Source organism: Dyadobacter sp. OTU695, assembly GCF_038440355.1.
In the GTDB taxonomy this organism is placed as follows: Bacteria; Bacteroidota; Bacteroidia; order Cytophagales; family Spirosomataceae; genus Dyadobacter.
In genome coordinates, this window is the sequence record NZ_JASATN010000038.1 from 1 (window position 1) to 21,537 (window position 21,537).

The window sequence follows — 21,537 nt, forward strand, 5'->3', positions numbered from 1 at the left end:
GAAAAGTAGTTTTAAAAACAAACTGCTTTTGACTGTGATATATATGAAAACAATAGAGAGAAGATCAACATGTCCCATCAATTTCTCAGTGGAAATCCTCGGAGATAAATGGATGTTGTTAATCTTGCGGGACTTGATGTTCAACGGCAAAAATTCTTTTCTGGAGTTTCGGGCATCAGCCGAGAAAATCTCTTCTGCAGTATTGACAGAGAAGTTGAACACGCTGGTGGACGAAGGAATCGTTTCGAAGGTAGTCTCGCCCAAAAACGCGTCGAAATTCCTCTATCTGATCACGGACAAAGGCATCGAGCTGGTGCCGGTTATGGTAGAAGTTCTTGACTGGGGATCCAGGTACAACCCAGACGGCGGCCCCAAGCCATTGCTTGCCCAGATCAGGAAGAATAAAAAGAAAGCGATTGCAGAGCTGCAGAATAAATTAAGGAGCGAGCGGCGATCTTATGGGTTGGATTAAAAGACGAGCAGACAACCGTCCATGATTATGGCTCCTTTGGCGAAATCAGACGCCACTTTCCTTTCGCCAAGACAATGAATGCCAAAAAACTTAATGATTAATTAATATCGATTCAGCTGTGCTCAATTCCGGCATTATGTATTTCGCTGGCTACTTGTTTTTTCTTTTTCTTCGTGCCCGAGGACGATTTAATGATGTGTAAGTCTATCATTATTCCCTTATTCCCAACATTAATTTTTCTGGCCATCGGAAGCCTGCGGAGATCCGGGTGATAAAATTAGGCACTACACTTGGGTTGTTCACTGCGATGCGTCAGCCAACATACTCAAGTCCCCAAGTATACAATTCATTGATGATTGGCTCTAATTTTTCGCCTTTTGTAGTTAAGGTATATTCGACAGTGGACGGTACGGTTGCAAAACTTTTTTAACGTTTTCATTTCCCCTGAATAAGCTTCCAATTACCTTCCGAAATCATAGATATGCCTTCGCTGGTCACCATAACAGCACTTTGATCATCGATCAGATAAGAAGGTGCCGAAATGGTGCCGGCCAGCTTTTCCAGTTTCACCAATGCATTCTCCGGAAACCATTCGTGATCCAGATGAGGATGTATAGCGAAATCAAGCAGTCGTAGCGACTTAGCTGTCGCGGCAGGCAGGGAATGGTTACCAAATGTTGTCCCATAGCTTGTCATGATCATGCTTCCTGCGCTCAAACCGACATAGACTACTTTTTCGAGCAACTCTGGCAGCATTGCAGCCAATCCGGACCGTTGCATCCAATAAGTCAAATATTGACAATCACCTCCTCCGACCAGTAGTGCGTCCGTTTTTGAAACCGTATCAATCCAAAATTCCCGCTTCAAGCTAGGTAATGCCGTCAATTCCAGCAATCCCAGCGATTTCCAGCCCAGTTCGCAAAATGGATCGCCCAGGGTGCCACAAATAACCTTTCGTATGATGTCGTGGCCGCCAGCAACCCCGTAAATTGCGGTGGGTATGAATAATGCACTGGATTCTGCGATGGGTTTTCCCAAAAGACCTACAAGTGCGTTGGAAATACTTTTATTGCTGATTCCTGCCGATGTAAGAAGAAGCTTCATGAGGGACTTGTTTTAAAACATATATTTAAGTTTATGTATCAAAATTAGTCTCCCAGCTCAACTTTCGAAGAGGGCAAGCAGGTCAGATTCAGGGTGTAACCAGGACATTTACTTATGGCGTCTTACTCTTGGACCTGCCATCAAGACAGCTTGTTCATTCTCTGCTGCTTCCTGAATTGCAAAATCGAACCTACAATAAACAGGACAAGAAGTAAGAGAAGGGTTTTTGCAATCAAAGGATCCTGCGGCCCGGTCGCCAGAGGATGCCCTACCGGAATGCGGGTAAATGTCTCGTTTACAGTTGGGAGCAGGGACAAAAAGAAACTGAGCGAAAGAAAAAAGTTTTCGACAAAACGTGACCGACGTCTTCCTGGTTTCTTCAAATAGAGGAAGTAAGCTACTGATATCAAAATTACAATTAACAGGGCGAGAATGTGGCCGGGATTGACACCCTTGACGCTCGATAATCCCAAGGCAGTTAGTGAGGCAACCAGGGTACCGTAAAAATAAATTTTCCCGGATAATCTGCTCAGATCAATTTTAGCATTCCTGATTAAAGATACAACTGCTGCGATAATAGCAACAATACCGATGATGGTATGAAAAATACCCAAATATGACAATCCCATAATTTTGTTTTGGTTGATTTACACTGCAAACTTACCTGGCAAGAGGTAAATTATCTTGGCAGGTAAGGCCAATGATTTGTCAATTTGGGTCAACGGTGGCTTGTTCCGGGACTAGTGCATTGCGTCGTAATCTTCCCTCAGATTTCTTTAAATTTTGAACGATAATTGGTCGGTGAGACCCCGTATTTATCGTGAAAGCTTTTGGTAAAATTGGCTAGGTCATTGAAGGCACATTGAAAAGCGATCTCCGTAATCCGCTCGTCAGAGACAGTGAGCAAATGTGCCGCCCGTTCCAAACGCTTGGATTTGATATAATTGGCGGGAGAGTCATTGTAGAGTTTTCTGAATTCCCTTTTAAATGAGGAAGCGCTCAAATTATTCTTTTGAGCCAGATAATCTACACTGATCGGTGAAAATAAATTGGCTTCAACAATCTGTTTGAAACTGAAAGTCGTCGGTGAAAACAGTTGGGATAATATGGTTTGTATGACCTCCGCTTCTTGTGTCTGGGATAGTAGGAGCACGATTTCTTTCAGTTTCAATATCAAAATATCGTCACTAACCAATGAAGGGTTTTCAAAGTAGAATAGTAACCCTTCGATGTATTTTTGAATTAAGAAATCATTATTGATTACTCCTCGGTGCTGATTGCTGACTTGTTTGCTCTTTTTAAATATCAGCGGAAATTCGTTATCATAAACTTTTTTCAAAATATCTGCATGAAATGTAACGATCACAATTTCACCGTTATTACCAGAATGAATGTCCCTGATCTGTTTGCCTGATTGTAGGCAGTTCAGCAGCAGGGACTGGTTGGCAGGAACATTCAAACGATCCACTCCTGATTGATATTCCATTTCTCCTTTCAGCATATATAAGAAACATGCTTGCTCCGCAACCGGAAATGCGAATTCAAAAGGTGATTTTAAGTTCACCTTTTGAATTACAGTTTCGCCGAACAGGTCAAATTTTTTGTAATCAGTGACCATTTAAAATACGATCGAATGAGACAACATTTAAGCCAGGTTTTACATGATAAGGAGCGCGTCCGATGAAACAGGTATCCTCAGCACCTTCGAAATTAAACAGTTTTTTTCCGCTTCTCTCGCGATTGTTTCAAACTCGTCCGAGCTGCTTCGGTATCAAGCTCCGCCGCCACGAAGAGGGTAGATCATAGCAGCGTTTTGTGCCGTGTCATGCGTGCCTGCAAAAAGCCGGGTCGCCGCTGCGATCGAGTTGTATATCTCCATGAAGAGCATATAGCGTCATACTTTCCATGAGGTCTTGTGGTCTTCAACCTTTGCGGCGGCAAATAATGGTCAGCACGATACTTCCCGGTCACGCAACTTCAAGTTTTATCCCGGTAACAAAATGATAATAACAAGCAGGATGCAACTGTAAAACTGTGAGGTAAATTTGTCCGTTTTTTGCCAGAAAAAAGGAACCAACTAGACCCCAGTTGTATTGTTGCTAACTATTCTATTATAACAAGTGAACTACATTATCATCATTGGCGCTTTTCAGGCATTCGTTGTTTTATGTATGTTCCTGATGTTCCGGAAAGAAAAACGGCATGACCGAACCTTAAACTGGTTATTGGCCTGCATAGTACTTCATTTGGGCGGCAATTTCTTAATGAATACTGTATTCCCGCATTACGAAACGCATAAGGAGTTTATCACGTTCATCGGTTTGATGTATGCGCCTCTTCTCAGGTTGTATGCCGGTCAGCTGGCTGGTTCGCGTAACCTGGAAGACAGACGGCCGATGCTTCTCTTCTTGCCCGCCATGGTGGGTGCTGTCGCTTATTTTTCGATTGCCGTTTATACTTTTTCACATCATGGCAAGACCCCCTCAATAATAAAATCCTACAATTCCATAGTCGGTTACGCCATCCTGCTGTCGTTTCTTCTCTATTCGACGAATGCAATCAGGTTAAGTACAAGGATCCCCTATTTTTGGAAGGCAGAACGGACCCTAGTTAGGCTCATTGCTGCTGTTTTCCTTATTCTTTTTGTCACATGGGCGATAATCCCCAACACAGCTCCACGCGTCGCTCCGGGTATTGTCGTAAAATGGGTCTTGCAAATTATTTTCTACTCGGCCTTGCTGGTCATTTGTCTGGCGATTGGCTGGGTCCGTTTGTTATCTCTGAGGTATATAAATACTGTGATTTCTACCGATCCAGTTTTTGGCGAACCCGGATATCCTTCAGAAACCTTCTCCGGTAATGAAATGTCACCTTCGACTTTTTCCAAAGAACATCAGCTTTCATTAGGTGATTGTCCAGTGTTGCAAGCAAAGATTGCGACTCTCGAAGATCATATTGAGCAGTGGGAAGATCGTGAGAGGTTTGCTGCTCTGCCCGTTTCTGAACAAGTCGAAATACATACTGGACCTGTTCTGATCGAAACAGTCCGACAGCAGGTCTATAAATCTACTGACGGGCAGGTTGAAGAAAATACCTCGGGCCGAAAGCAGATACTATCTTCTGCGCAGCAACAAGCTATCGCCGAAAAGGTCGAGTTGCTGATGCAGCAGAACCTTTTCACTGATCCCGCTCTCACGTTAGACAGTCTGGCGGTCAGGATATCTGTTCCGCGGCACCATCTTTCGGAAGTGCTTAATGTGTACATCGGCAAATCATTTTATGTGTACCTGAATGAGTACCGAATACACTACGTCGCCGAAATAATGCGGCGGGAGCAAAAAAGCGAGGTAACACCCAATATCCTTTCCCTGGCCTTCGAGGCAGGCTTCCATTCCAAATCTTCCTTCAACCAGTATTTTAAAAAGGTCTTGGGCTGTACCCCTTCCGCCTACCTGAACGGTATCCAACAGGATACTACGCCCAGAGCAAACAAATGAAGTCCATCTTGTAAACTTACCCTGATGGTCAACAATAATCCTGCCTATTTCCCGAGAATATCCCAAAATTCCGTAGCGATTTAAGTCAACTACAAAAGGCTTAACAATTTGGAAACACTGCTAATATATTGATTTTTAGGAAAGTATAGTAAAGCTAGACGGGCAAGAGTGTGGCTCTATCGACAAGGACGATTAAGACATGTCAGCACCTGAATTTCGTGGCCTAATCAAAATTGGCAATGAAAAAGCTATTACTAATGCTCTATTTTACCCCGGTCTTTGGGTTTGCCCAGCAGGTCCGAGGTACCGTTACATCCAAAGACGGGGCCCTTCCCGCGGCTAATGTTCAAACCGAAGGCGCCGGGACACAGACGGACCTCTCCGGCAATTTTACGCTCACACTTCAGAAAAAAGGAAAGGTGACCCTGACGGTCAGCTACCTTGGCTATACAATACGCAACATGGATGTTGACGTAAAAGAAGGGATAACCGAATTGGGCAAGATCACACTCGAACCCGGAGCTGACGCACTCGGCGAAATCGTGATTAAAGGTTCTACCGCAGGTTCCCAGGTAAAGGCAATGAGTATCAAGAAGAATGCGAACGGTATTATGGAGGTACTGGCGTCTGATGCCATTGGAAAGCTCCCTGACCGGAATGCGGCGGAGGCGGTACAACGCATTCAGGGTGTTTCTATTGAACGGGATCAAGGTGAGGGCCGTTACGTTTCGGTAAGGGGTACACCCATCCAGTGGAGTGCTTCGCTTTTGAACGGCAACCGGTTGCCCACCGCCAGCCTGGATTACGCCGACCGCCGTATACAAATGGATATTTTCCCCTCGGAACTAATCGAGTATGTACAATTATCCAAGGCGATTACACCCGATATGGAAGGCGATGCCATAGGTGGTTCAATCAACTTCATTACCAAAACAGCCCCTTTGAGCCGGGTATTGAATATTAACGCTGCGGGAGGATACAATGGACAATCCCATAAAGGTGCTTACAATGCCTCCCTGATATATGGAGACAGGATAGCCAAGGGGAAACTGGGTTACATTGTTTCGGCCGTGATATGGGACCGGACTTCCGCGCAAGACCGTTATAACCTGAACTACGACTTTTCAAATACCAATCCAACCCAGTCCTATTCTATCACGGACCTGCAGTTACGGGATTATATAGCGCATCGGCGTACAATTGGGTTTAATGCCGGACTTGAATACAAGTTTAACGATAGGCACAAAATAATGGCCAAAGGCTTTTACAGCAAGTACATGGATGCGCAGCGTGTCCGTGAAAATTACTTCTACTTCAACAATAAAACCGCAACCATTACAACCCGTGCTGCCGATTACCATACCAGCCTTTATTCGGCGGAGTTAAGCGGGCAATCCGCTTTTTCTCAGAAGTTGGCCTTTGATTGGGCTGCGAGTGTAGACAAGTCAGAGTTTAAATTCAAGAACCCTGATTATTACCCTATGGCCATTTTTTCACAGGCTGCCGCCTATGATGGTCTTGGGCCCGACGGAAAAAAATACCTGGCAATGGATTCGCCTGACGGCACCGGTGATAAGATTGACAATATATTGCCGCATTTGTCATCCTCGACACCGATTACCAGCGAGCACATGAAACTTTCCCAATTGGTTCTGATCCGCAGCACCAATTGGGAGGAAAACAAACGATTTAGCGTAAACCTAAAATACGCCCCGGACAGCAGGTTCACGGTGAAATTTGGAGGGAAGTTCATCCATAAAAATAAGTTGGTACAAAACCCGATGAGCGTCTATATCGCCGGGATGGCAGGCCCTGCACCAACATTAGCTCAGATTGGGACAGAGCCTTACCCATATAACGGAGGCTTTCTTACGGAAATAGGATCGCCGTATAACAATGTGCTTATCGATCAGATAAACATGTCCCATGTAAAGGACCTGGCTACGCCGGAGGGAATCCGTAATAATAAACTTTACGGTTACCGCGTGGATTCCGCTACGAATGCTACTGGGGCTACCAGTTATTTTACAGGTATCGAAAATGTGTATGCAGTATACGGAATGGCAGAATACAAAATTTCAGAAAGGATAGCGCTTATCGGCGGCGTCCGAAATGAGTATAACAAGGTGACGTTTAAGAGCAGCAAAGTAACGACCACCGGTAGCGGTAAAAAACAGGTAACCCCCCTAACCCAGGATAATAGTTACAATGCCTTCCTGCCCATGTTACATGTTAAAGTGAATGCAACAAAAAACGATGTCCTCCGCCTGGCATATACCCGGACATTTACCCGTGCCGATTTTGGCAGCCTAAATCCAGGCACTACACAAGATGATATAAACCGCGTGATAACCCGTGGTAATGCCGAACTGAAGCCAACCTTTGCAAGTAACTTCGATCTGATGGCCGAGCATTATTTCGGTGGTATCGGTATGGTTAGCGTCGGCGCTTTTTATAAAAAACTCACCGACCTTATTTATACTAATCAGTCTTCTGAGAGCATCGGAGGAATACAATACAGCGTCAGCGACCCGGCTAACCTGCAAAGCGCGTGGCTTGCGGGTTTCGAAACAGGTTTTGCAAAAAGATTTACCAATTTGCCAGGCCTGTGGAAAGGTTTTGGTGTGGATGCCAACTATACCTACACTAATTCGAAAGTCAAGATACCCCGCTTTGCGAACGGCACGATGATAGAAGATGAGAGCGTGATCCCCAAGCAGGCCAAGCATATATTCAATCTCTCGCTGGTATATGAGTATGAGAAGTTTATGGCCCGTATTGCCGGTAACTATAAGGGGAAATACCTCGATGTGATTCGTCAGGTTGCAGGACCCGGGCATTACCGCCGGTATTCTGATAATTTCTCGGTTGACTTTTCCACTTCCTATTCCATAACACCCAAGATCAGGGTGTTTGCCGAACTGAACAATATCACCGGTGCGCCGGTACGATACTATCACGGCACCTATGACCGTGCCGAGCAAGCGGAGTGGTACTCGGTACGCGGTCAGGTCGGTGTCAGCGCCAAATTATTCTAACAACTATACTTACTGGAAGAAAATAAAAACTAAGATGAAAAATATTCTTGTAGCAGCCTTTGCGATATGTATTGCCCCTATGGCTTGTGCCCAAAAGTCCACTATTCGAAATGAAAAGTTGGATCATTTAAAAATAAACCAGATACAGGTGTTGGGTACACACAATAGCTATGCCCGTCCTGTGGATTCACTGGTGCTGGCATTTGCAGACCCTATTTTTGAGAAAATGTTCCAAGGCTTTGGTAAGGGTATGTCACAGGCCCAAGCAGAAGCTTTCAAAGAATTTCATCCAAACGGCATGAAAATGAGCGAAGGACTTAAGTACGACCATCCATCCTTTGATGTGCAACTGGATGCAGGACTCCGGGCGCTGGAAATTGATGTGTATTATGACCCGACCGGAAACCGGTTCAATAATCCGGCATCATACCGGGTACTACGGCAAAAAGGCGTCACCAATCTCGCGCCTTTTGACACAACCGGGCTGGCACAACCCGGATTTAAAGTGATGCACATGGCAGACTTCGATTTTCGCACACATTATCCCACTTTGGAGCTGGCATTGAAAGCACTTAAATCCTGGTCAGACAGAAACCCGAATCATGTACCTATTACCATAATGGTAGAAGCCAAAGATAAAGGGATGCCCATCTTTCCCAACCCATCCGAAGTACTGCCTTTTACCGAAAAAGCTTTTAACGAGTTGGATGAACAAGTGCTGGCAATTTTAGGCAGGGATAAGATCATAACACCCGACGATGTGCGCGGTGGTTTTCCAACGCTCCGAGATGCGGTACTGGCACAAAACTGGCCGACAGTAAAGGAGTCCCGGGGTAAGTTTATTTTTCTTTTGTTGCCGGGATCGGCTGGAACCGCCGTCGACACGGAGTCTTCCTACTCAAAGGGGCGGCCGAGCCTGGAAAACCGTGTTATGTTTGTGCAATCCACTTCCAAAGATACTTATGCTGCATTCATGCTTTGGGACAATGCTATTATACGCAAAACTGATATTCAAAATTATGTCCGGCAAGGGTATATAGTAAGGTCACGGTCGGACATAGAAACGTATGAAGCAAAAGTGAATGATTATACGCGGGCCAAGGCAGCTTTTGAAAGTGGTGCCCAGGTAATTTCAACTGATTTTTTCAGGGAGGGTAATGGTTATGGAACAAGCTACAAAGTAAGTTTGCCCGGAGGAGGGGAAGCAAGGCCCAATCCTGTGAATGCTACGATCGAATAAGCGACATTCGAATGTATAAAACCAGAAAAGCTATCGATAGATTTTGATCCTAAGAAGCGCTAAAGAAACCTATTGATTAAGTACTGCTCTGAATGTTGGCTTACGCCATGCAGGATAATTTAGTCGTAAACAATTCGTAAGCAGAAGCTGAATTTCCTTGAATTCATGTGGATACAAATGAAGACAGCCGGTTCGTTAACCGGCTGTCTATTAGTGTGTTGTTCAAAAAAATACTATCGGTGGTCAGAATTCGGAAAAGGATAATGTATCCTTTTCTTGTTATCAACTTTCAAAATAAAATGGCGGAGATTATGACCCGGTCCCGGACGTGGTCTCGGCTTTGGCCAGCGCTGCCGCTTTTTTCTGCGCGATCTTGAATGCAGAAAGACGATCAACCACGTCGCCGCTTCCCCATTCGCGGCTTCTTTCGGGGTTGGAGAACCACTCTTTTACAGCGAGGATTTTATAGAGGTACCTTGCAGTCTCCGAATTGAGACGGAGTTTGAAATAATCATCTTTGTTCTGCGAATCCATCCTGTTCTGGATGTGCGTCGGGCCTGCGTTATAAGCAGCAGCTACTAATGTCCAGGAACCCAGTTGTTTGTACAGGTTGCGCAGGTATTTTCCTGCTGCGTGGGTCGATTTGACCAAATGTTTGCGGTCGTCCCTGGTTTCGTTTATAACCAGCCCGAGAGATTTAGCGGTAGAAGGCATCAGCTGCCAGTATCCGCCTGCGCCGCGACGGGACGTTACCTCGTCTTTCATGGCGCTCTCTATCAATGGAATATACTTAAAATCGGCTGGCACTCCGTATTTCCTGAGAATGGGTTCGATAATCCGCATCCTCTTTCTCGTTGTGGTCATCAGCTTACGAAAAGTGGGGTTGTCGTAATTTCTGATCGTGTTTTGATATCGCTCGGCGATTCGAAGCTCTGATAGAGGAACGGCTTCGCCACAGAAGTCAATAGCAAGAAGATCTGAATCAATGATGGTTGCTTCTTTCAGTTCCTTCTTTTCCACCTCCACCTCGCTCACCGGGCTTTTGCCGAATATCGCGATTGAGAAGGCCATAAAGATAAGTCTTATCATGCATGTTGTATTTCGTGAAACATCATTTTAGGCACAGGGCCGAAGTGCAAAGATAACGGTATTGAATAAATAAAATTTCAATTTGTGGTAAAAAACTGATTTATAGGGGTTTGGTAAAAGTAATTCTAGGACAAAAATAAGAACGTTACGTTTTGTCTCCGGTATGTGATCCTGAATAAAAACCGCGCCAGGCCGACGGAACGTAAAATTTTAATTGGTAAAAAGCGCTAAGCACAAAACGCAAATTATTGCATTGAATGTAATTATAGTAAGAGACAGGCTTTTTAGTATAAGTTTTACCGATTGATGGTCAGGTGGTTACAAGGGAGTGATTTGTAGGGATAATGGTACTATTGTGGAAAATGTCGCCAGTTGTATGCCGAATCCGGCTTCCTGGCGACATTTTAGAGCCGCTCCAATTGCATTTGCGAATGTGTTAACTTGCAGTTTCTGCATGGTGTTTTTCGGAATATGGTCACAGTCAACGAGGCAAAACAGAGAATTATTGTAAATACCACAACCTTGCCACCGGTTCAAATGCCCCTGGCAGAGGCCGTGGGGAGTTTTCTGGCGGAAGATGTAATTGCGCCGATTGCGCTCCCGCCATTCAGGCAGTCGTCAATGGACGGTTACGCAGTCGTGCATTCCGATATTACGGAATCCGGTACGATGCTGCGCCTCGCAGGTGAGTCAAAGGCCGGCCAGAACGATTTACCGGTTGTAGGCCCGGGCACGGCCGTGCGCATATTCACAGGCGCGCCCGTACCCCAGGGTGCCACGGCGGTGGTTATGCAGGAAAATACGTCTGTGGTAACAGGCTCGGTGCAGATTCATGAATTTCCCGTTGCGGAGGGAAAAAACGTTCGCCGGGCAGGACAGCAGATCGCCCAGGGAGCTGTGGCACTACGCGCCGGAACGCTCATTTCTCCGGGTGCCGTCGGATTTTTGAAGGGAATGAATGTGAATGAGGTGATGGTCCATTCAAAGCCGCGGGTTGGCTTGCTGGTTACAGGCGATGAACTGTTGAAAGCAGGTGAAGCGCTGGTGCCGGGTAAGATTTACGAATCCAATTCCGAGATGCTGAAAACCGCACTGGTACAAGCCGGGATCGGGGAGGTTTCAATAAGCTATGCTTCCGATGAGTTGGATACGACCATCGTTGCCCTGGAAGCATTGTTGGATCACCACGACGTCATCCTCGCTTCCGGGGGGATCTCGGTCGGCGACTATGATTTTGTAGGCAAGGCATTGGAGGCCCTGGGAGCCGAAACGATCTTCTATAAAGTAAAACAAAAGCCTGGCAAGCCCCTTCTTTTTGCCAAAAAAGGAGAAAAGCTGATCTTTGCTTTGCCGGGTAATCCGGCGTCATCGCTCGTTTGTTATTATGAATACGTGCTGCCGGCATTAAGAAAAATAATGGGCAGTAAAGAGCCGTTTCTAAGGTCGGTCAGGTTGCCATTGCGGCACGCCTACCGTTTCGAAGGCGAGCGCGACGAGTTTCTGAAAGCGCGGGTCGAAGGAGGAGAGGTTGTTTCTCTCGACGGACAGGAATCGTTTGTGATAGGTTCGTTCGCCATTGCGAATGCGATCATCTATTTGCCTGTCGGGCAGAATCGCGTAGAAGCGGGCGAACTGGTGGAAGTACATTTGCTTCCGCTCTGAACCCGAATAACGGGATGTGGGTTATTGGGTTGCAAGATGATTAGATACCAATGAGTTTTCAAGTCAAATATTTTGGGATGCTGGCCGAGATCGCAGGGCTTTCGGATGAAGTCTGGAATGCAGCAGGTGGTCTGACGGTAGGCCAGTTCCGTGCGCAGATGCTGGATAAATACCCGGCCATGCGTGATAAAAAGTTCAAAATAGCGGTCAATCAGAAGATTTCGGAGGATTTTGTATTGATAGAAACTCCGGCCGAAATTGCATTGCTTCCGCCGTTCGCGGGAGGATAACAGGACATGGAAAAAACACATAAACCCAAAAAGGTATTTGTTCAGGGGCCTATCAGCCCCGAATTTGTCGCGAAGTCGATAGCGAGCCATCAATCCAAAACCGGCATTGGGGCGCACGCGATCTTCCTTGGGCAGATCCGCGCCGATCAGAAGGATACCGGCACTGTGACAGGTATCGACTATACGGCCTACGAAGAAATGGCCGAACAGGCATTTCATGACATCCGCGAGGCTGCCTTTGCCAGGTTCGAACTGACATGCCTGCATATTTACCACAGTCTCGGCCTCGTCCCGACAGGTGAGATCAGCCTTTTCGTCTTCGTATCATCCCCGCACCGCCGGGCCGCATTTGAAGCATCCGAATATATCGTTGAGGAAATCAAAGCCAATGTGCCCATTTTCGGCAAAGAGCTGGTTGGGGACGCGGGGCATGTTTGGAAGGAAAACACATAGTCAATTTTGAATGACCGGATGATTGAATGACTGAATAGTCAAGCCTGGGATCTAATGACTTTCACCTATTCAATCATTCAGTCATTCAATCATTCAAAATTAAAATGGTCGACATTACCCATAAAACCAACACACTCCGCATTGCCACTGCACAGGCTATTGTACAGGTAAGCAAGCCGGAGACCGTGGAGGCTATTCAGAACCGGACCGTGCCGAAAGGTGACGTTTTTGAAATGGCAAAGGCAGCCGGGTTTCTGGCGGTCAAGAAAACTCCCGATTTGTTACCCGATTGCCATCCCATCCCGGTGGAATATACCGGCGTTCAGTATAGGGTCGAGGAATTGACGATTGTTATTGAGTTGACTGTCAAAACGATATATAAGACCGGGGTGGAGGTAGAAGCTATGCACGGCGCGTCGGTGGTAGCGTTGACGATGTACGATATGCTGAAACCGATTGATAAAGGCGTTGAAATACGCAATATCCGGTTGTTGGAGAAAAAAGGAGGAAAAAGCGACCGGAAAGCGGCACCGGAAGGTTTGAAAGTGGCCGTGGTTGTTTGTTCCGACAGTATTTCAAAAGGCATTGGCGAAGACAAATCAGGCAAGAAAATCATCGAAAAGCTGGCTGCATTCGCTCTTGAAGTGAACGATTACAGCATCATTGCCGACGATAAGGACAATATTCAAGACAAATTGCATTCATTGCGAGCGGGTGGATACAATATGGTGCTCATTACCGGCGGTACAGGGCTATCGCCACGCGATGTAACGCCGGAGGCCGTTTCCGAACTGCTCGAACGCGAAATTCCGGGGATTGCAGAAACGGCCCGCCAATATGGCCAGGAGCGGGTGCCGACATCAATGTTGTCGAGGTCTGCGGCCGGTTTTATCGGTGATATGCTGGTAATCACCATGCCAGGGAGCACGGGTGGCATCACAGAATACATTGATGCGCTTTTTCCGCATGTTTTGCACGTTTTTAATGTTTTAGAAGGAAAGAAACACGATTAACAAAAAACGATGGCATTGCCTATTTTAGATACATTTGGTCGCAAGCACACTTATCTGCGCATTTCGCTGACGGATAAGTGTAATCTTCGTTGTACCTATTGTATGCCGCAGGAGGATATGCAGTTCATGCCGTCCAAATGGCTGATGCAGGCCGACGAGATTTCCTATCTGGCTGGTCTGTTTGTTGAAATGGGTGTTGAAAAAATCCGGCTTACCGGCGGCGAGCCACTGATACGCAAAGATGCGGGCGAAATCATTTCCAGCCTTGGAGCACTTCCTGCTTCACTCACGCTCACGACCAATGCCGTTTATATCGATCAGTTCATTCAGCAATTGAAGGATTCCGGGGTTAACTCTTTGAACGTGAGTCTGGATACGTTGAAAGAAGAGCGTTTCCGGTCCATTACCAAGCGTGATCATTTTACCAAAACACTCGACCACATTCGCCTGCTTCTGAATGAAGGGTTTGTAGTGAAGCTCAATATGGTGGTAATGCGCGGAACGAATGATGATGAGGTCAATGATTTCGTCAGGATGACGCTGGCTGAACCTAACCTTCATGTCCGTTTCATTGAATTTATGCCTTTTAAAGGCAATCAGTGGGATTTGTCCAAAATCGTTTCCTATGCTGATTTATTGGTAGCAATCGGCCAGGAATTTGAATTTCAGCCCGTCGCTGGCGAGTTGCACGACACCGCCCGAAGGTTTCAGGTGAATGGAGGTGCGGGGACTTTCGGGATCATCGGTACCGTAACCCATCCATTTTGCGAAGGTTGCAACCGGATACGCCTCACTGCCGACGGAAAACTCAAAAACTGCCTTTTCGACACATCCGAGGTCGATCTTCTTACACCATTACGCAAAGGCGACGACGTGCGCCCGCTCATTTACGCGCATTTCCATAAAAAGCACTTCGCCCACGGCGGCCACGCCGGTTTCTCCGAACAACAAGCTAAATCGGAGTACGAACAGAACAGGGAGATGATCGCAATCGGAGGCTAACGCCGCTCAAACAATTATTTTGCCGTTCAAACTTTGTATGCAACAATGCCTCGGACGGTTACCTCATTGGTTCGAAATCAATTTTAATGTACCAATCAGTTAACCTTCATAAGCCATGAGGAACATCTTAAAAACCGCCGCCGCCGCTACGTTCGCCTTATTTACGATTGCCACCCAGGTACAAGCCGATCCAATCGTTTCACCGAAAGCGGAATGCAAAAATAACACCTGTGAAAAGTTTCGCGTGGGCATGTATCGCGTACGCAATACGATGTCGATGAATTTAATGATGGAAAAAGAAAAGGGCGAGAAAGTGGCCATTCGCCTGATCGACAGCAAAGGAAAGCTGATGCATGAGGAGTTTGTGCCTAAGTATGTTACCAAAACCGGGCGGAAAATCAGCTTTGATGAAATGGGTGACGGCGTTTATACCCTCGAAATTTCTAACGACCATGAGAAGATTGTTAAAAGCATTTACCTTTCCACCAAGGAAGTACGGGAAGTGAACCGCGCGCTTTTAGGTGTGAATTAATTCAGTAATTATCACTTTTATGCGTTACAGGATGCAGCCGCAGCATTCCTGTAACGCTTTTTTATGTCATCGGACTATTGTGCTATCTCTGCTTCGCTGGGTCGTGGCAATAGTTCGGTAAAGAGCAAGTCGTAAATGACCTTGCCCCAAATCAGGATGCAGGGGACGGCTTTGACTACATAAGGCCAGAAAAACTTATTGCGGATAAATGGCGGGAACAAATCGGTAGGCGATAAGGTCGTGAATACAAAAGCGAGCACGAGCAATACATAATTGAGCTTGCCGGGGGCTTGCAAATAGTACCACACCGCCACTCCGGCGATCGCGATGATAAATGTGGGCGACTCGGCACGGTGATTGAAAATTACCACCCATATCAATACCGAAGCCAGCATCAAGGCGCGGAAAACGTAATTGCCGTAAGATTTGATTCGAACCAGCGGCAGGCAGAACAGCGCCATTCCAATCAAATTGACGTAGGTTTTGTTTACATTCAGTGAAAACCAGATTTTCAGCCAGCCTATCACCGACAGGCCATCGGAAAAATCACGGTCTGCGGCAAGCAACTTCCACCAGGTCTTATAAAGGACCACAAACTGATCGGGACTTACCGCGACTATGGGCAGGATCGTCAGCAAAACAATCCACGCCGCTGTCGTATAGGCCAGTTTGAACTTGTTCGGGTAAAGCAGATACAGGGCGAGCGCAACGATACCAAACAGTTTGATAAAGATCGTACAAACGATACACAACGACGCCATCCAGTATTTATCCCTTTCAAGGAACCCGAATGCAAACAGGAGCAAACCGGCGATTAATGCATTGCTTTGTTCATTTTGAGTGGCTGTAAGCAGTTCCACCAGCATGAAGGTAATCATAAGACCTTTTGTGCGAAGGTCGATTCTTGGAAGGAAATATACCGAAAAGAAAAGTACCGACACATTGATCAGGTTCCAGAAAAAGAGGCCGACGAACGTGGGCATTATGGAAAGGATACCGAAGACCAGCGCGAATGCAGGACTGTATTTGAACAGGTCCCAATGCTCGGTGACATGCCATCGATACAGGTTTTTTCCTTCGATCAAATGGAAGAAAGACTGCTTGAAAATGACGTAGTTATTATAGGTGGTATAAAGTTGCGGGCCGTTTGGGAAAGATTTGGGGTGAGAAAATACCGATTGAAGCGTTGCAAAGGCCGCAATCGCCACTACAATAAAGAGGAGTGATCGTTTATTGACCACCAGACGGTTAAAAGCACTCATAAAATGACTAATCCCTAGTGTTGATTTTTCTTCAAAACTAGGGATTAATTCATCGTAAAGGTCAATTTTTCTGGTATCCCATCGCTTTCAGCCAGCCTTCCATGGCCGCGGGCCAGTTAGCAAGAGAACCTTTGCCTTCGGTGCGCATACCGTAGCCGTGCCCGCCTTTTGGATACAAATGCATTTCGGCGGGGATTTTTTTCTCTTTCAATGCCAGGTAATATTCGATGCTGTTCTCGACAGGTACGCCTGTGTCGTCCATCGCATGAACCAGGAATGCAGGAGGCGTTTGGTCCGAAACCTGCAATTCATTGGAGTAGTATTTAATCAGTTCTTCGGATTTTTCCGGCCCGAGCAGATTGTCGCGGGAACCTCCGTGCGAGATGGCAGGCTGAAATGAAATCACAGGATAAATCAATATCGAAAAATTTGGTTTGCCGTCCGCAGACGCTTTTTCGCCCATATTATAATGGGTGGAAAGTGTGGCTGCAAGGTGCCCTCCGGCCGAGAAACCCATTACGCCGATCTTGTTCGCATCGATGCCCCATTTGGCAGCATTCTGCCGGATCAGCTTCATGCCCTGCATGGCGTCCATCAGTGGTACTTCGTGCTGGTGCGTCATCGCTCTTTCACTGGGAAGGCGGTATTTGAGCACAAATGCCGATATGCCACGCTCGTTGAACCATTTCGCAAAATCACTGCCTTCGTGGGAAGCGGCGAGTATGCCGTATCCGCCACCCGGGCAGATCATCACCGCGGCGCCCGTTGCCTTTTCTTTGGGCGCTATGTAGGCCGTCATGGTGGGGATAGTTACACCGCTGATTCGCAGGATTCCCTGCGCGTCGGTTACCGATTTTTCTTCAATGTCACTCGTTTTAAAATTAGGGATTTTGCTTTCCGGCCAAAGGTTAATGGTTTCTGTTTGTGCCATAGATGGACTTGATAACGCGAGCAGGCTCAAAACGGTAAGGATACGTGCAGTTTTTTTCATTGATTTCCCATTGCTTTTTTCTCGAAAAGACGTGCTCTCGTGCAATATACCCTCAAAATGCCCGCCAAGCCTATGGTTTCGGCGGATTGATCATAATATGTGCGCGGTGTGTACCGGGGTCCATGATCCAGGGCATGCCGGGAACATCTGGTTTCAAGGGGAGCCCGGTACTTTCGGATGTGGCGAACGGAATATAAACGACATACCGCAGGTAGCCATTTTTGAGTGTACCGGTAGCCGCGTCATAGTTATCCTTCGAACCCGACAGGACATAAAGTGTCGATGATTGCTTCGGCATTTTCAATGTGCCGGCTTTCACTTCCTTTTCGCGGATATCGAAAATCTCCTTTTGATTTTTACCCTCTTTCGCGAGTACACGGCCACGCTCCATAAATGCATCAAGCTCGGCGAGGTAGCACGATACGCCGATGTCTTCTTTTTTGGGGTCGTCGGCCAGGCAGACGAAATCATTGCTTCCCTCCCGGAGGATCTTGAATGTGCCGTCGGCGCCATAGCCATAAACTTTGGCACCGGCTTGTTTATCGGAAGGTGCGGCCATTACGGCTGTTTTGATCTGAATATCCGGCGAAGGGATATTCTGGGCTGAAATTTCAGCAGCGGTGCAAAGTGCGAGACAGGAAAAAAAAGTCTTTTTCATGATAGTAAATATAAGTCGGTGGTCTCTTATACACGTAGTTAAATTATTATTTGTAAAAATGACACGTTTTAGGCGTTGAGTCAGGTTAATGCTTTCTGATTCAAGGCCAAAAAGCGCTCGATTTACCCATGAACTTCAAAAAATCGCTTATCCTTTTCCCCGCGGGCTGCCTGCTGGCGGGTCTGATGGTCGCCTCTTATCAACGTTCGAATCCAAGTACGATTGACGCGGCTTCGGCTGACACGCTCTACCAAGACCTGACTGATGCCCAAAAGCGGTCGTCGAGGTATGCCGTAGCCGGATTAACAACCGTAAACGGCCTGGAAGCGACTCTTTTCGCATCCGAACCAACAATCACAAATCCGACCAATATCGATGTTGATCACCTGGGAAGGGTGTGGGTGTGCGAAGCATACAATTATCGTCCGGCGATCAATGGGAACCCGACGAAAAATGAGGGCGACCGCATTATGGTGCTGGAAGATACTGACGGCGACGGGAAGTCCGATAAATCAACAGTCTTTTATCAAGGTGCAGAAATCAATGCGCCACTGGGCGTTTGGGTGATGGGAAATAAAGTGATTGTTTCTCAAAGTCCGTATGTATGGCTCTTCACAGACGAAAACGGTGATCTGAAAGCCGATAAAAAAGAAGTCATTTTTGAAGGTATCGGCGGCGATCAGCACGATCACGGCATGCACGCGTTCGTTTTCGGGCCGGATGGCAAGTTGTATTTCAATTTTGGCAACGAAGGCGACCATCTGCTCGACGGAAAGGGCAACCCTGTTATGGGGAAAGACGGCAAGCCCATCGATTTTTCAAAGCTGAAACAGGGTATGGTTTTTCGCTGCGATCCTGATTTTACCAACATTGAAGTACTGGGGAGTAATTTCCGGAATAATTTTGAAGTGGCAGTCGATAGCTACGGTACCATGTGGCAATCGGACAATGACGACGACGGCAACAAAGGCGTGCGCATCAACTACGTAATGCAATACGGCAACTACGGCTATACCGACGAAATGACCGGTGCAGGCTGGCGTGCGAACCGAACCAATATGGAAGATTCGATTCCTTATCGCCACTGGCATTTGAACGACCCGGGCGTGGTGCCGAACCTCCTTCAAACGGGCTCGGGTTCACCGACTGGTATGGTCGTTTATGAAGGCAAACTGCTTCCGAAAGAGTTCTGGGGACAAATGATCCATTGCGAACCCGGCCATAATGTGGTCCGTTCGTATCCCGTTGAGAAAGCCGGTGCGGGTTATACTGCTAAAATTGTGAACGTAGTAGATGGCAAGCGCGACCAATGGTTCCGCCCTTCGGATGTTTGCGTAGCGCCTGACGGCTCGCTGCTTGTTTCCGACTGGTACGATCCGGCCGTAGGAGGTCACCAGGCGGGCGACCAGGGCAAAGGCCGCATTTACCGCATTGCGCCAGTGAACACACCTTACCGCATTCCGAAATCGGATTTTACAACGGTAGCCGGCGCTGTGGAAGCCCTGCAAAGCCCGAACCTCTCGATCCGCTATCACGCATGGAATACCTTGAACGCAATGGGAGCCAAGGCGGCACCGACGCTTGAAAAGCTTTTTGCAAACAAAAATGCGGAGCCTCGCATGCGTGCCCGCGCCCTGTGGCTGCTCAGTAAATGGCCATTTACAGCGAAGAAAGCCGTCGATCTGGCAATCAGAGATGCCAATGCGGACATTCGCATTGCGGGCCTTCGCGCGGCTGCCGAGTCGAAGCACCTCGATGTGATTCCTTATATCAAAACCTTATCCAAAGATGCCGAGCCACAGGTTCGCCGCGAATGCGCATTGTATCTGCACGATAACGCGTCGCCCGATGCACCTGCATTGTGGGCGTCCATTGCGCAGCAGTATGATGGAAAAGATCGCTGGTATCTCGAAGCCCTTGGGATCGGTGCCGACGGGCAATGGGATTCGTTTTTTAAAGCATGGCTGGCCAAAGCCGGTGCTAATCCGGTGGCCACGCAGGCAGGTAAAGACATCGTGTGGCGTTCACGGGGCAAAGAATCAGTTCCTTTGCTGGCGTCGCTCGCCGGGGACCCGACAATCGATTTAAAAAGCAGGCTACGTTACTTCAGGGCATTCGACTTCAATTCAGCTGGCCGTGAAAAATCAATGGCATTGCTGAAACTCACCAGTGGGTCGGGCAAAGACCAGGATAAAGTAAATGAACTGGTCATGCGCCACCTCGATCCCGCATTTGTAAAACAGACGCCCGAGGCGATGGCTGCTTTGAAAAAAATGCTCGATGCGACCTACGGCACGCAAGCCTATCTCGAACTGGTGGCAAAATATGAGCTGACATCTGAAAACCAGCGGCTTCTTTCGATGGCTGTGGAGCAATCTGCCAGCCGCAACGGATCGATGGCCGCTTCACAATTGATCAAGCAAGGCGGTACGTCGATGGTGTGGAATGTCGTGAAGGGTTCGGATAAAAACAAAAGTGCCAGCGCGCTGACATCCTTGAAATCGGTAGGAAGTAAGGATGCGCTTGAAATACTGAAAACCGTCGCGACCGACAACAGCTATCCGGAAGATCTTCGGACGATTGCTGCGAAATCACTGGGCGGCACCATGAGCGGCGAGGATCAGGTATTGGTATTGCTCAAAGAAGGCAAACTAACCGGCGAGGCAAAAACAGCCGCAGTAAAAGGCTTGAACGGCGCATGGCGGAAATCCGTAAAACTGGAAGCCGCCAAATACCTGGACGGCCCGGCCGTAGCCGCCAAAAAACACCCGGAAGTAAAAGAATTGGTAGGCATGAAAGGTGATCTTACCAAAGGCAAGCAGGTATTCACTTCCTATTGCTCGGTATGCCATCAGGTAAATGGCGAAGGCATGGATTTTGGCCCGAAATTGTCTGAAATCGGTAGCAAATTGCCGAAGGAAGCCCAGTATTCCGCTATTTTCGATCCGAGCGCAGGTATTGGGTTTGGTTATGAAGGTTTTGAAGTGATTTTGAAAGACGGTACTGTCGTTTCGGGCATCGTTTCAAGCAAAACTGAAACGGATCTGATCCTCAAATTCCCCGGCGGTTCAACCCAGGAATACAAAATGTCGCAGGTGAAATCGATCAAGCAAATGAAAGACTCCATGATGCCACAGGGCTTGCAGGATGCGATGAGTACGGAAGAGTTGGTGAGTTTGGTGGATTATTTGAGTAGTTTGCAGAAGAAATGATAACAAAAAGGAGCCGAAAGGC

18 protein-coding genes and 1 pseudogene are annotated in these 21,537 nt (G+C 47.2%); 11 read left to right on the plus strand and 8 right to left on the minus strand.

The genetic code is table 11. The features are described 5' to 3' along the window. Nucleotides 1-472: winged helix-turn-helix transcriptional regulator (locus AAHB90_RS31720; RefSeq protein WP_342089354.1), on the plus strand; the 472-nt coding region annotated here is incomplete at its 5' end. A 312-nt stretch (nt 473-784) separates the two neighbouring features. Here the strand turns inward: AAHB90_RS31720 and AAHB90_RS31725 are convergent. The 4 genes and pseudogenes from AAHB90_RS31725 to AAHB90_RS31740 all read right to left on the minus strand — a co-directional run. Further along, nucleotides 785-877, minus strand: a pseudogene (locus AAHB90_RS31725) (winged helix-turn-helix transcriptional regulator); the annotation flags it as partial. A 30-nt stretch (nt 878-907) separates the two neighbouring features. After that, nucleotides 908-1,576, minus strand: a complete 669-nt coding sequence (locus AAHB90_RS31730) for a Type 1 glutamine amidotransferase-like domain-containing protein (RefSeq protein ID WP_342089355.1) — start codon at nt 1,574-1,576, stop codon at nt 908-910. A gap of 140 nt (nt 1,577-1,716) precedes the next feature. Beyond that, nucleotides 1,717-2,205, minus strand: coding sequence for a hypothetical protein (locus AAHB90_RS31735; protein ID WP_342089356.1), 489 nt, complete (start codon nt 2,203-2,205; stop codon nt 1,717-1,719). A 137-nt stretch (nt 2,206-2,342) separates the two neighbouring features. Next, nucleotides 2,343-3,194 carry a helix-turn-helix domain-containing protein gene (locus AAHB90_RS31740; protein WP_342089357.1) on the minus strand — a complete coding sequence of 284 codons (852 nt, stop codon included), beginning with the start codon at nt 3,192-3,194 and terminating at the stop codon, nt 2,343-2,345. Between the two features lie 502 nt (nt 3,195-3,696). On the opposite strand from AAHB90_RS31740, the gene AAHB90_RS31745 reads away from it, so the two are divergent. The 3 genes from AAHB90_RS31745 (at nt 3,697) to AAHB90_RS31755 (ending at nt 9,351) form a co-directional block, all read left to right on the plus strand. Then, nucleotides 3,697-5,073 (plus strand): helix-turn-helix domain-containing protein, encoded by a 1,377-nt coding sequence (locus AAHB90_RS31745; protein WP_342089358.1) that lies wholly within the window; start codon nt 3,697-3,699, stop codon nt 5,071-5,073. A 239-nt stretch (nt 5,074-5,312) separates the two neighbouring features. Next, nucleotides 5,313-8,111: a TonB-dependent receptor gene (locus AAHB90_RS31750; protein ID WP_342089359.1), complete on the plus strand. Its 2,799-nt coding sequence runs from the start codon at nt 5,313-5,315 to the stop codon at nt 8,109-8,111. Beyond that, nucleotides 8,089-9,351 (plus strand): Ca2+-dependent phosphoinositide-specific phospholipase C, encoded by a 1,263-nt coding sequence (locus tag AAHB90_RS31755; protein ID WP_342089360.1) that lies wholly within the window; start codon nt 8,089-8,091, stop codon nt 9,349-9,351. The genes AAHB90_RS31750 and AAHB90_RS31755 overlap by 23 nt, the downstream gene beginning before the upstream one ends. Before the next feature lie 309 nt (nt 9,352-9,660). Here AAHB90_RS31755 and AAHB90_RS31760 read toward each other — a convergent pair whose 3' ends face one another. Beyond that, nucleotides 9,661-10,440 (minus strand): lytic transglycosylase domain-containing protein, encoded by a 780-nt coding sequence (locus AAHB90_RS31760; protein ID WP_342089361.1) that lies wholly within the window; start codon nt 10,438-10,440, stop codon nt 9,661-9,663. Nucleotides 10,441-10,911: 471 nt separating this feature from the next. Between AAHB90_RS31760 and AAHB90_RS31765 the strand changes: the two genes are divergently transcribed. From AAHB90_RS31765 to AAHB90_RS31790, 6 genes are all read left to right on the plus strand, one after another. Beyond that, nucleotides 10,912-12,102 carry a molybdopterin molybdotransferase MoeA gene (locus AAHB90_RS31765; RefSeq protein WP_342089362.1) on the plus strand — a complete coding sequence of 397 codons (1,191 nt, stop codon included), beginning with the start codon at nt 10,912-10,914 and terminating at the stop codon, nt 12,100-12,102. 50 nt (nt 12,103-12,152) lie between these two features. Next, complete coding sequence (locus AAHB90_RS31770; RefSeq protein ID WP_090148288.1) at nt 12,153-12,392, plus strand: MoaD/ThiS family protein; 240 nt, start codon at nt 12,153-12,155, stop codon at nt 12,390-12,392. 6 nt (nt 12,393-12,398) lie between these two features. After that, nucleotides 12,399-12,845, plus strand: a complete 447-nt coding sequence (locus tag AAHB90_RS31775; protein ID WP_342089363.1) for a molybdenum cofactor biosynthesis protein MoaE — start codon at nt 12,399-12,401, stop codon at nt 12,843-12,845. Nucleotides 12,846-12,949: 104 nt separating this feature from the next. Then, entirely contained in the window at nt 12,950-13,858 is a 909-nt protein-coding gene (gene moaCB / locus AAHB90_RS31780) for a bifunctional molybdenum cofactor biosynthesis protein MoaC/MoaB (RefSeq protein ID WP_342089364.1), read from the plus strand. 9 nt (nt 13,859-13,867) lie between these two features. Beyond that, the gene (gene moaA / locus AAHB90_RS31785) at nt 13,868-14,860 is read left to right on the plus strand and encodes a GTP 3',8-cyclase MoaA (RefSeq protein ID WP_342089365.1); all 993 of its coding nucleotides are present in this window, start codon (nt 13,868-13,870) and stop codon (nt 14,858-14,860) included. A gap of 115 nt (nt 14,861-14,975) precedes the next feature. Then, complete coding sequence (locus tag AAHB90_RS31790) at nt 14,976-15,392, plus strand: hypothetical protein (protein WP_342089366.1); 417 nt, start codon at nt 14,976-14,978, stop codon at nt 15,390-15,392. A 74-nt stretch (nt 15,393-15,466) separates the two neighbouring features. On the opposite strand, the gene AAHB90_RS31795 is transcribed toward AAHB90_RS31790, so the two are convergent. From AAHB90_RS31795 to AAHB90_RS31805, 3 genes are all read right to left on the minus strand, one after another. Beyond that, entirely contained in the window at nt 15,467-16,654 is a 1,188-nt protein-coding gene (locus AAHB90_RS31795; RefSeq protein WP_342089367.1) for a glycosyltransferase family 87 protein, read from the minus strand. A 61-nt stretch (nt 16,655-16,715) separates the two neighbouring features. After that, the gene (locus AAHB90_RS31800; RefSeq protein ID WP_342089368.1) at nt 16,716-17,645 is read right to left on the minus strand and encodes an alpha/beta hydrolase; all 930 of its coding nucleotides are present in this window, start codon (nt 17,643-17,645) and stop codon (nt 16,716-16,718) included. A 70-nt stretch (nt 17,646-17,715) separates the two neighbouring features. Continuing rightward, the gene (locus tag AAHB90_RS31805; RefSeq protein ID WP_342089369.1) at nt 17,716-18,303 is read right to left on the minus strand and encodes a hypothetical protein; all 588 of its coding nucleotides are present in this window, start codon (nt 18,301-18,303) and stop codon (nt 17,716-17,718) included. A 128-nt stretch (nt 18,304-18,431) separates the two neighbouring features. On the opposite strand from AAHB90_RS31805, the gene AAHB90_RS31810 reads away from it, so the two are divergent. Beyond that, nucleotides 18,432-21,515: a PVC-type heme-binding CxxCH protein gene (locus AAHB90_RS31810; protein ID WP_342089370.1), complete on the plus strand. Its 3,084-nt coding sequence runs from the start codon at nt 18,432-18,434 to the stop codon at nt 21,513-21,515. Nucleotides 21,516-21,537: the final 22 nt, after the last annotated feature.

Coding starts and splice junctions, on each gene's coding strand:
- AAHB90_RS31765 (WP_342089362.1), top strand. CDS start 10,912: ATGGTCACAGTCAACGAGGCAAAACAGAGAATTATTGTAAATACCACA.
- AAHB90_RS31770 (WP_090148288.1), top strand. CDS start 12,153: ATGAGTTTTCAAGTCAAATATTTTGGGATGCTGGCCGAGATCGCAGGG.
- AAHB90_RS31740 (WP_342089357.1), bottom strand. CDS start 3,194: ATGGTCACTGATTACAAAAAATTTGACCTGTTCGGCGAAACTGTAATT.
- moaA (WP_342089365.1), top strand. CDS start 13,868: ATGGCATTGCCTATTTTAGATACATTTGGTCGCAAGCACACTTATCTG.
- AAHB90_RS31810 (WP_342089370.1), top strand. CDS start 18,432: ATGAACTTCAAAAAATCGCTTATCCTTTTCCCCGCGGGCTGCCTGCTG.
- AAHB90_RS31795 (WP_342089367.1), bottom strand. CDS start 16,654: ATGAGTGCTTTTAACCGTCTGGTGGTCAATAAACGATCACTCCTCTTT.
- AAHB90_RS31750 (WP_342089359.1), top strand. CDS start 5,313: ATGAAAAAGCTATTACTAATGCTCTATTTTACCCCGGTCTTTGGGTTT.
- AAHB90_RS31730 (WP_342089355.1), bottom strand. CDS start 1,576: ATGAAGCTTCTTCTTACATCGGCAGGAATCAGCAATAAAAGTATTTCC.
- AAHB90_RS31805 (WP_342089369.1), bottom strand. CDS start 18,303: ATGAAAAAGACTTTTTTTTCCTGTCTCGCACTTTGCACCGCTGCTGAA.
- AAHB90_RS31775 (WP_342089363.1), top strand. CDS start 12,399: ATGGAAAAAACACATAAACCCAAAAAGGTATTTGTTCAGGGGCCTATC.
- AAHB90_RS31735 (WP_342089356.1), bottom strand. CDS start 2,205: ATGGGATTGTCATATTTGGGTATTTTTCATACCATCATCGGTATTGTT.
- moaCB (WP_342089364.1), top strand. CDS start 12,950: ATGGTCGACATTACCCATAAAACCAACACACTCCGCATTGCCACTGCA.
- AAHB90_RS31760 (WP_342089361.1), bottom strand. CDS start 10,440: ATGATAAGACTTATCTTTATGGCCTTCTCAATCGCGATATTCGGCAAA.
- AAHB90_RS31800 (WP_342089368.1), bottom strand. CDS start 17,645: ATGAAAAAAACTGCACGTATCCTTACCGTTTTGAGCCTGCTCGCGTTA.
- AAHB90_RS31790 (WP_342089366.1), top strand. CDS start 14,976: ATGAGGAACATCTTAAAAACCGCCGCCGCCGCTACGTTCGCCTTATTT.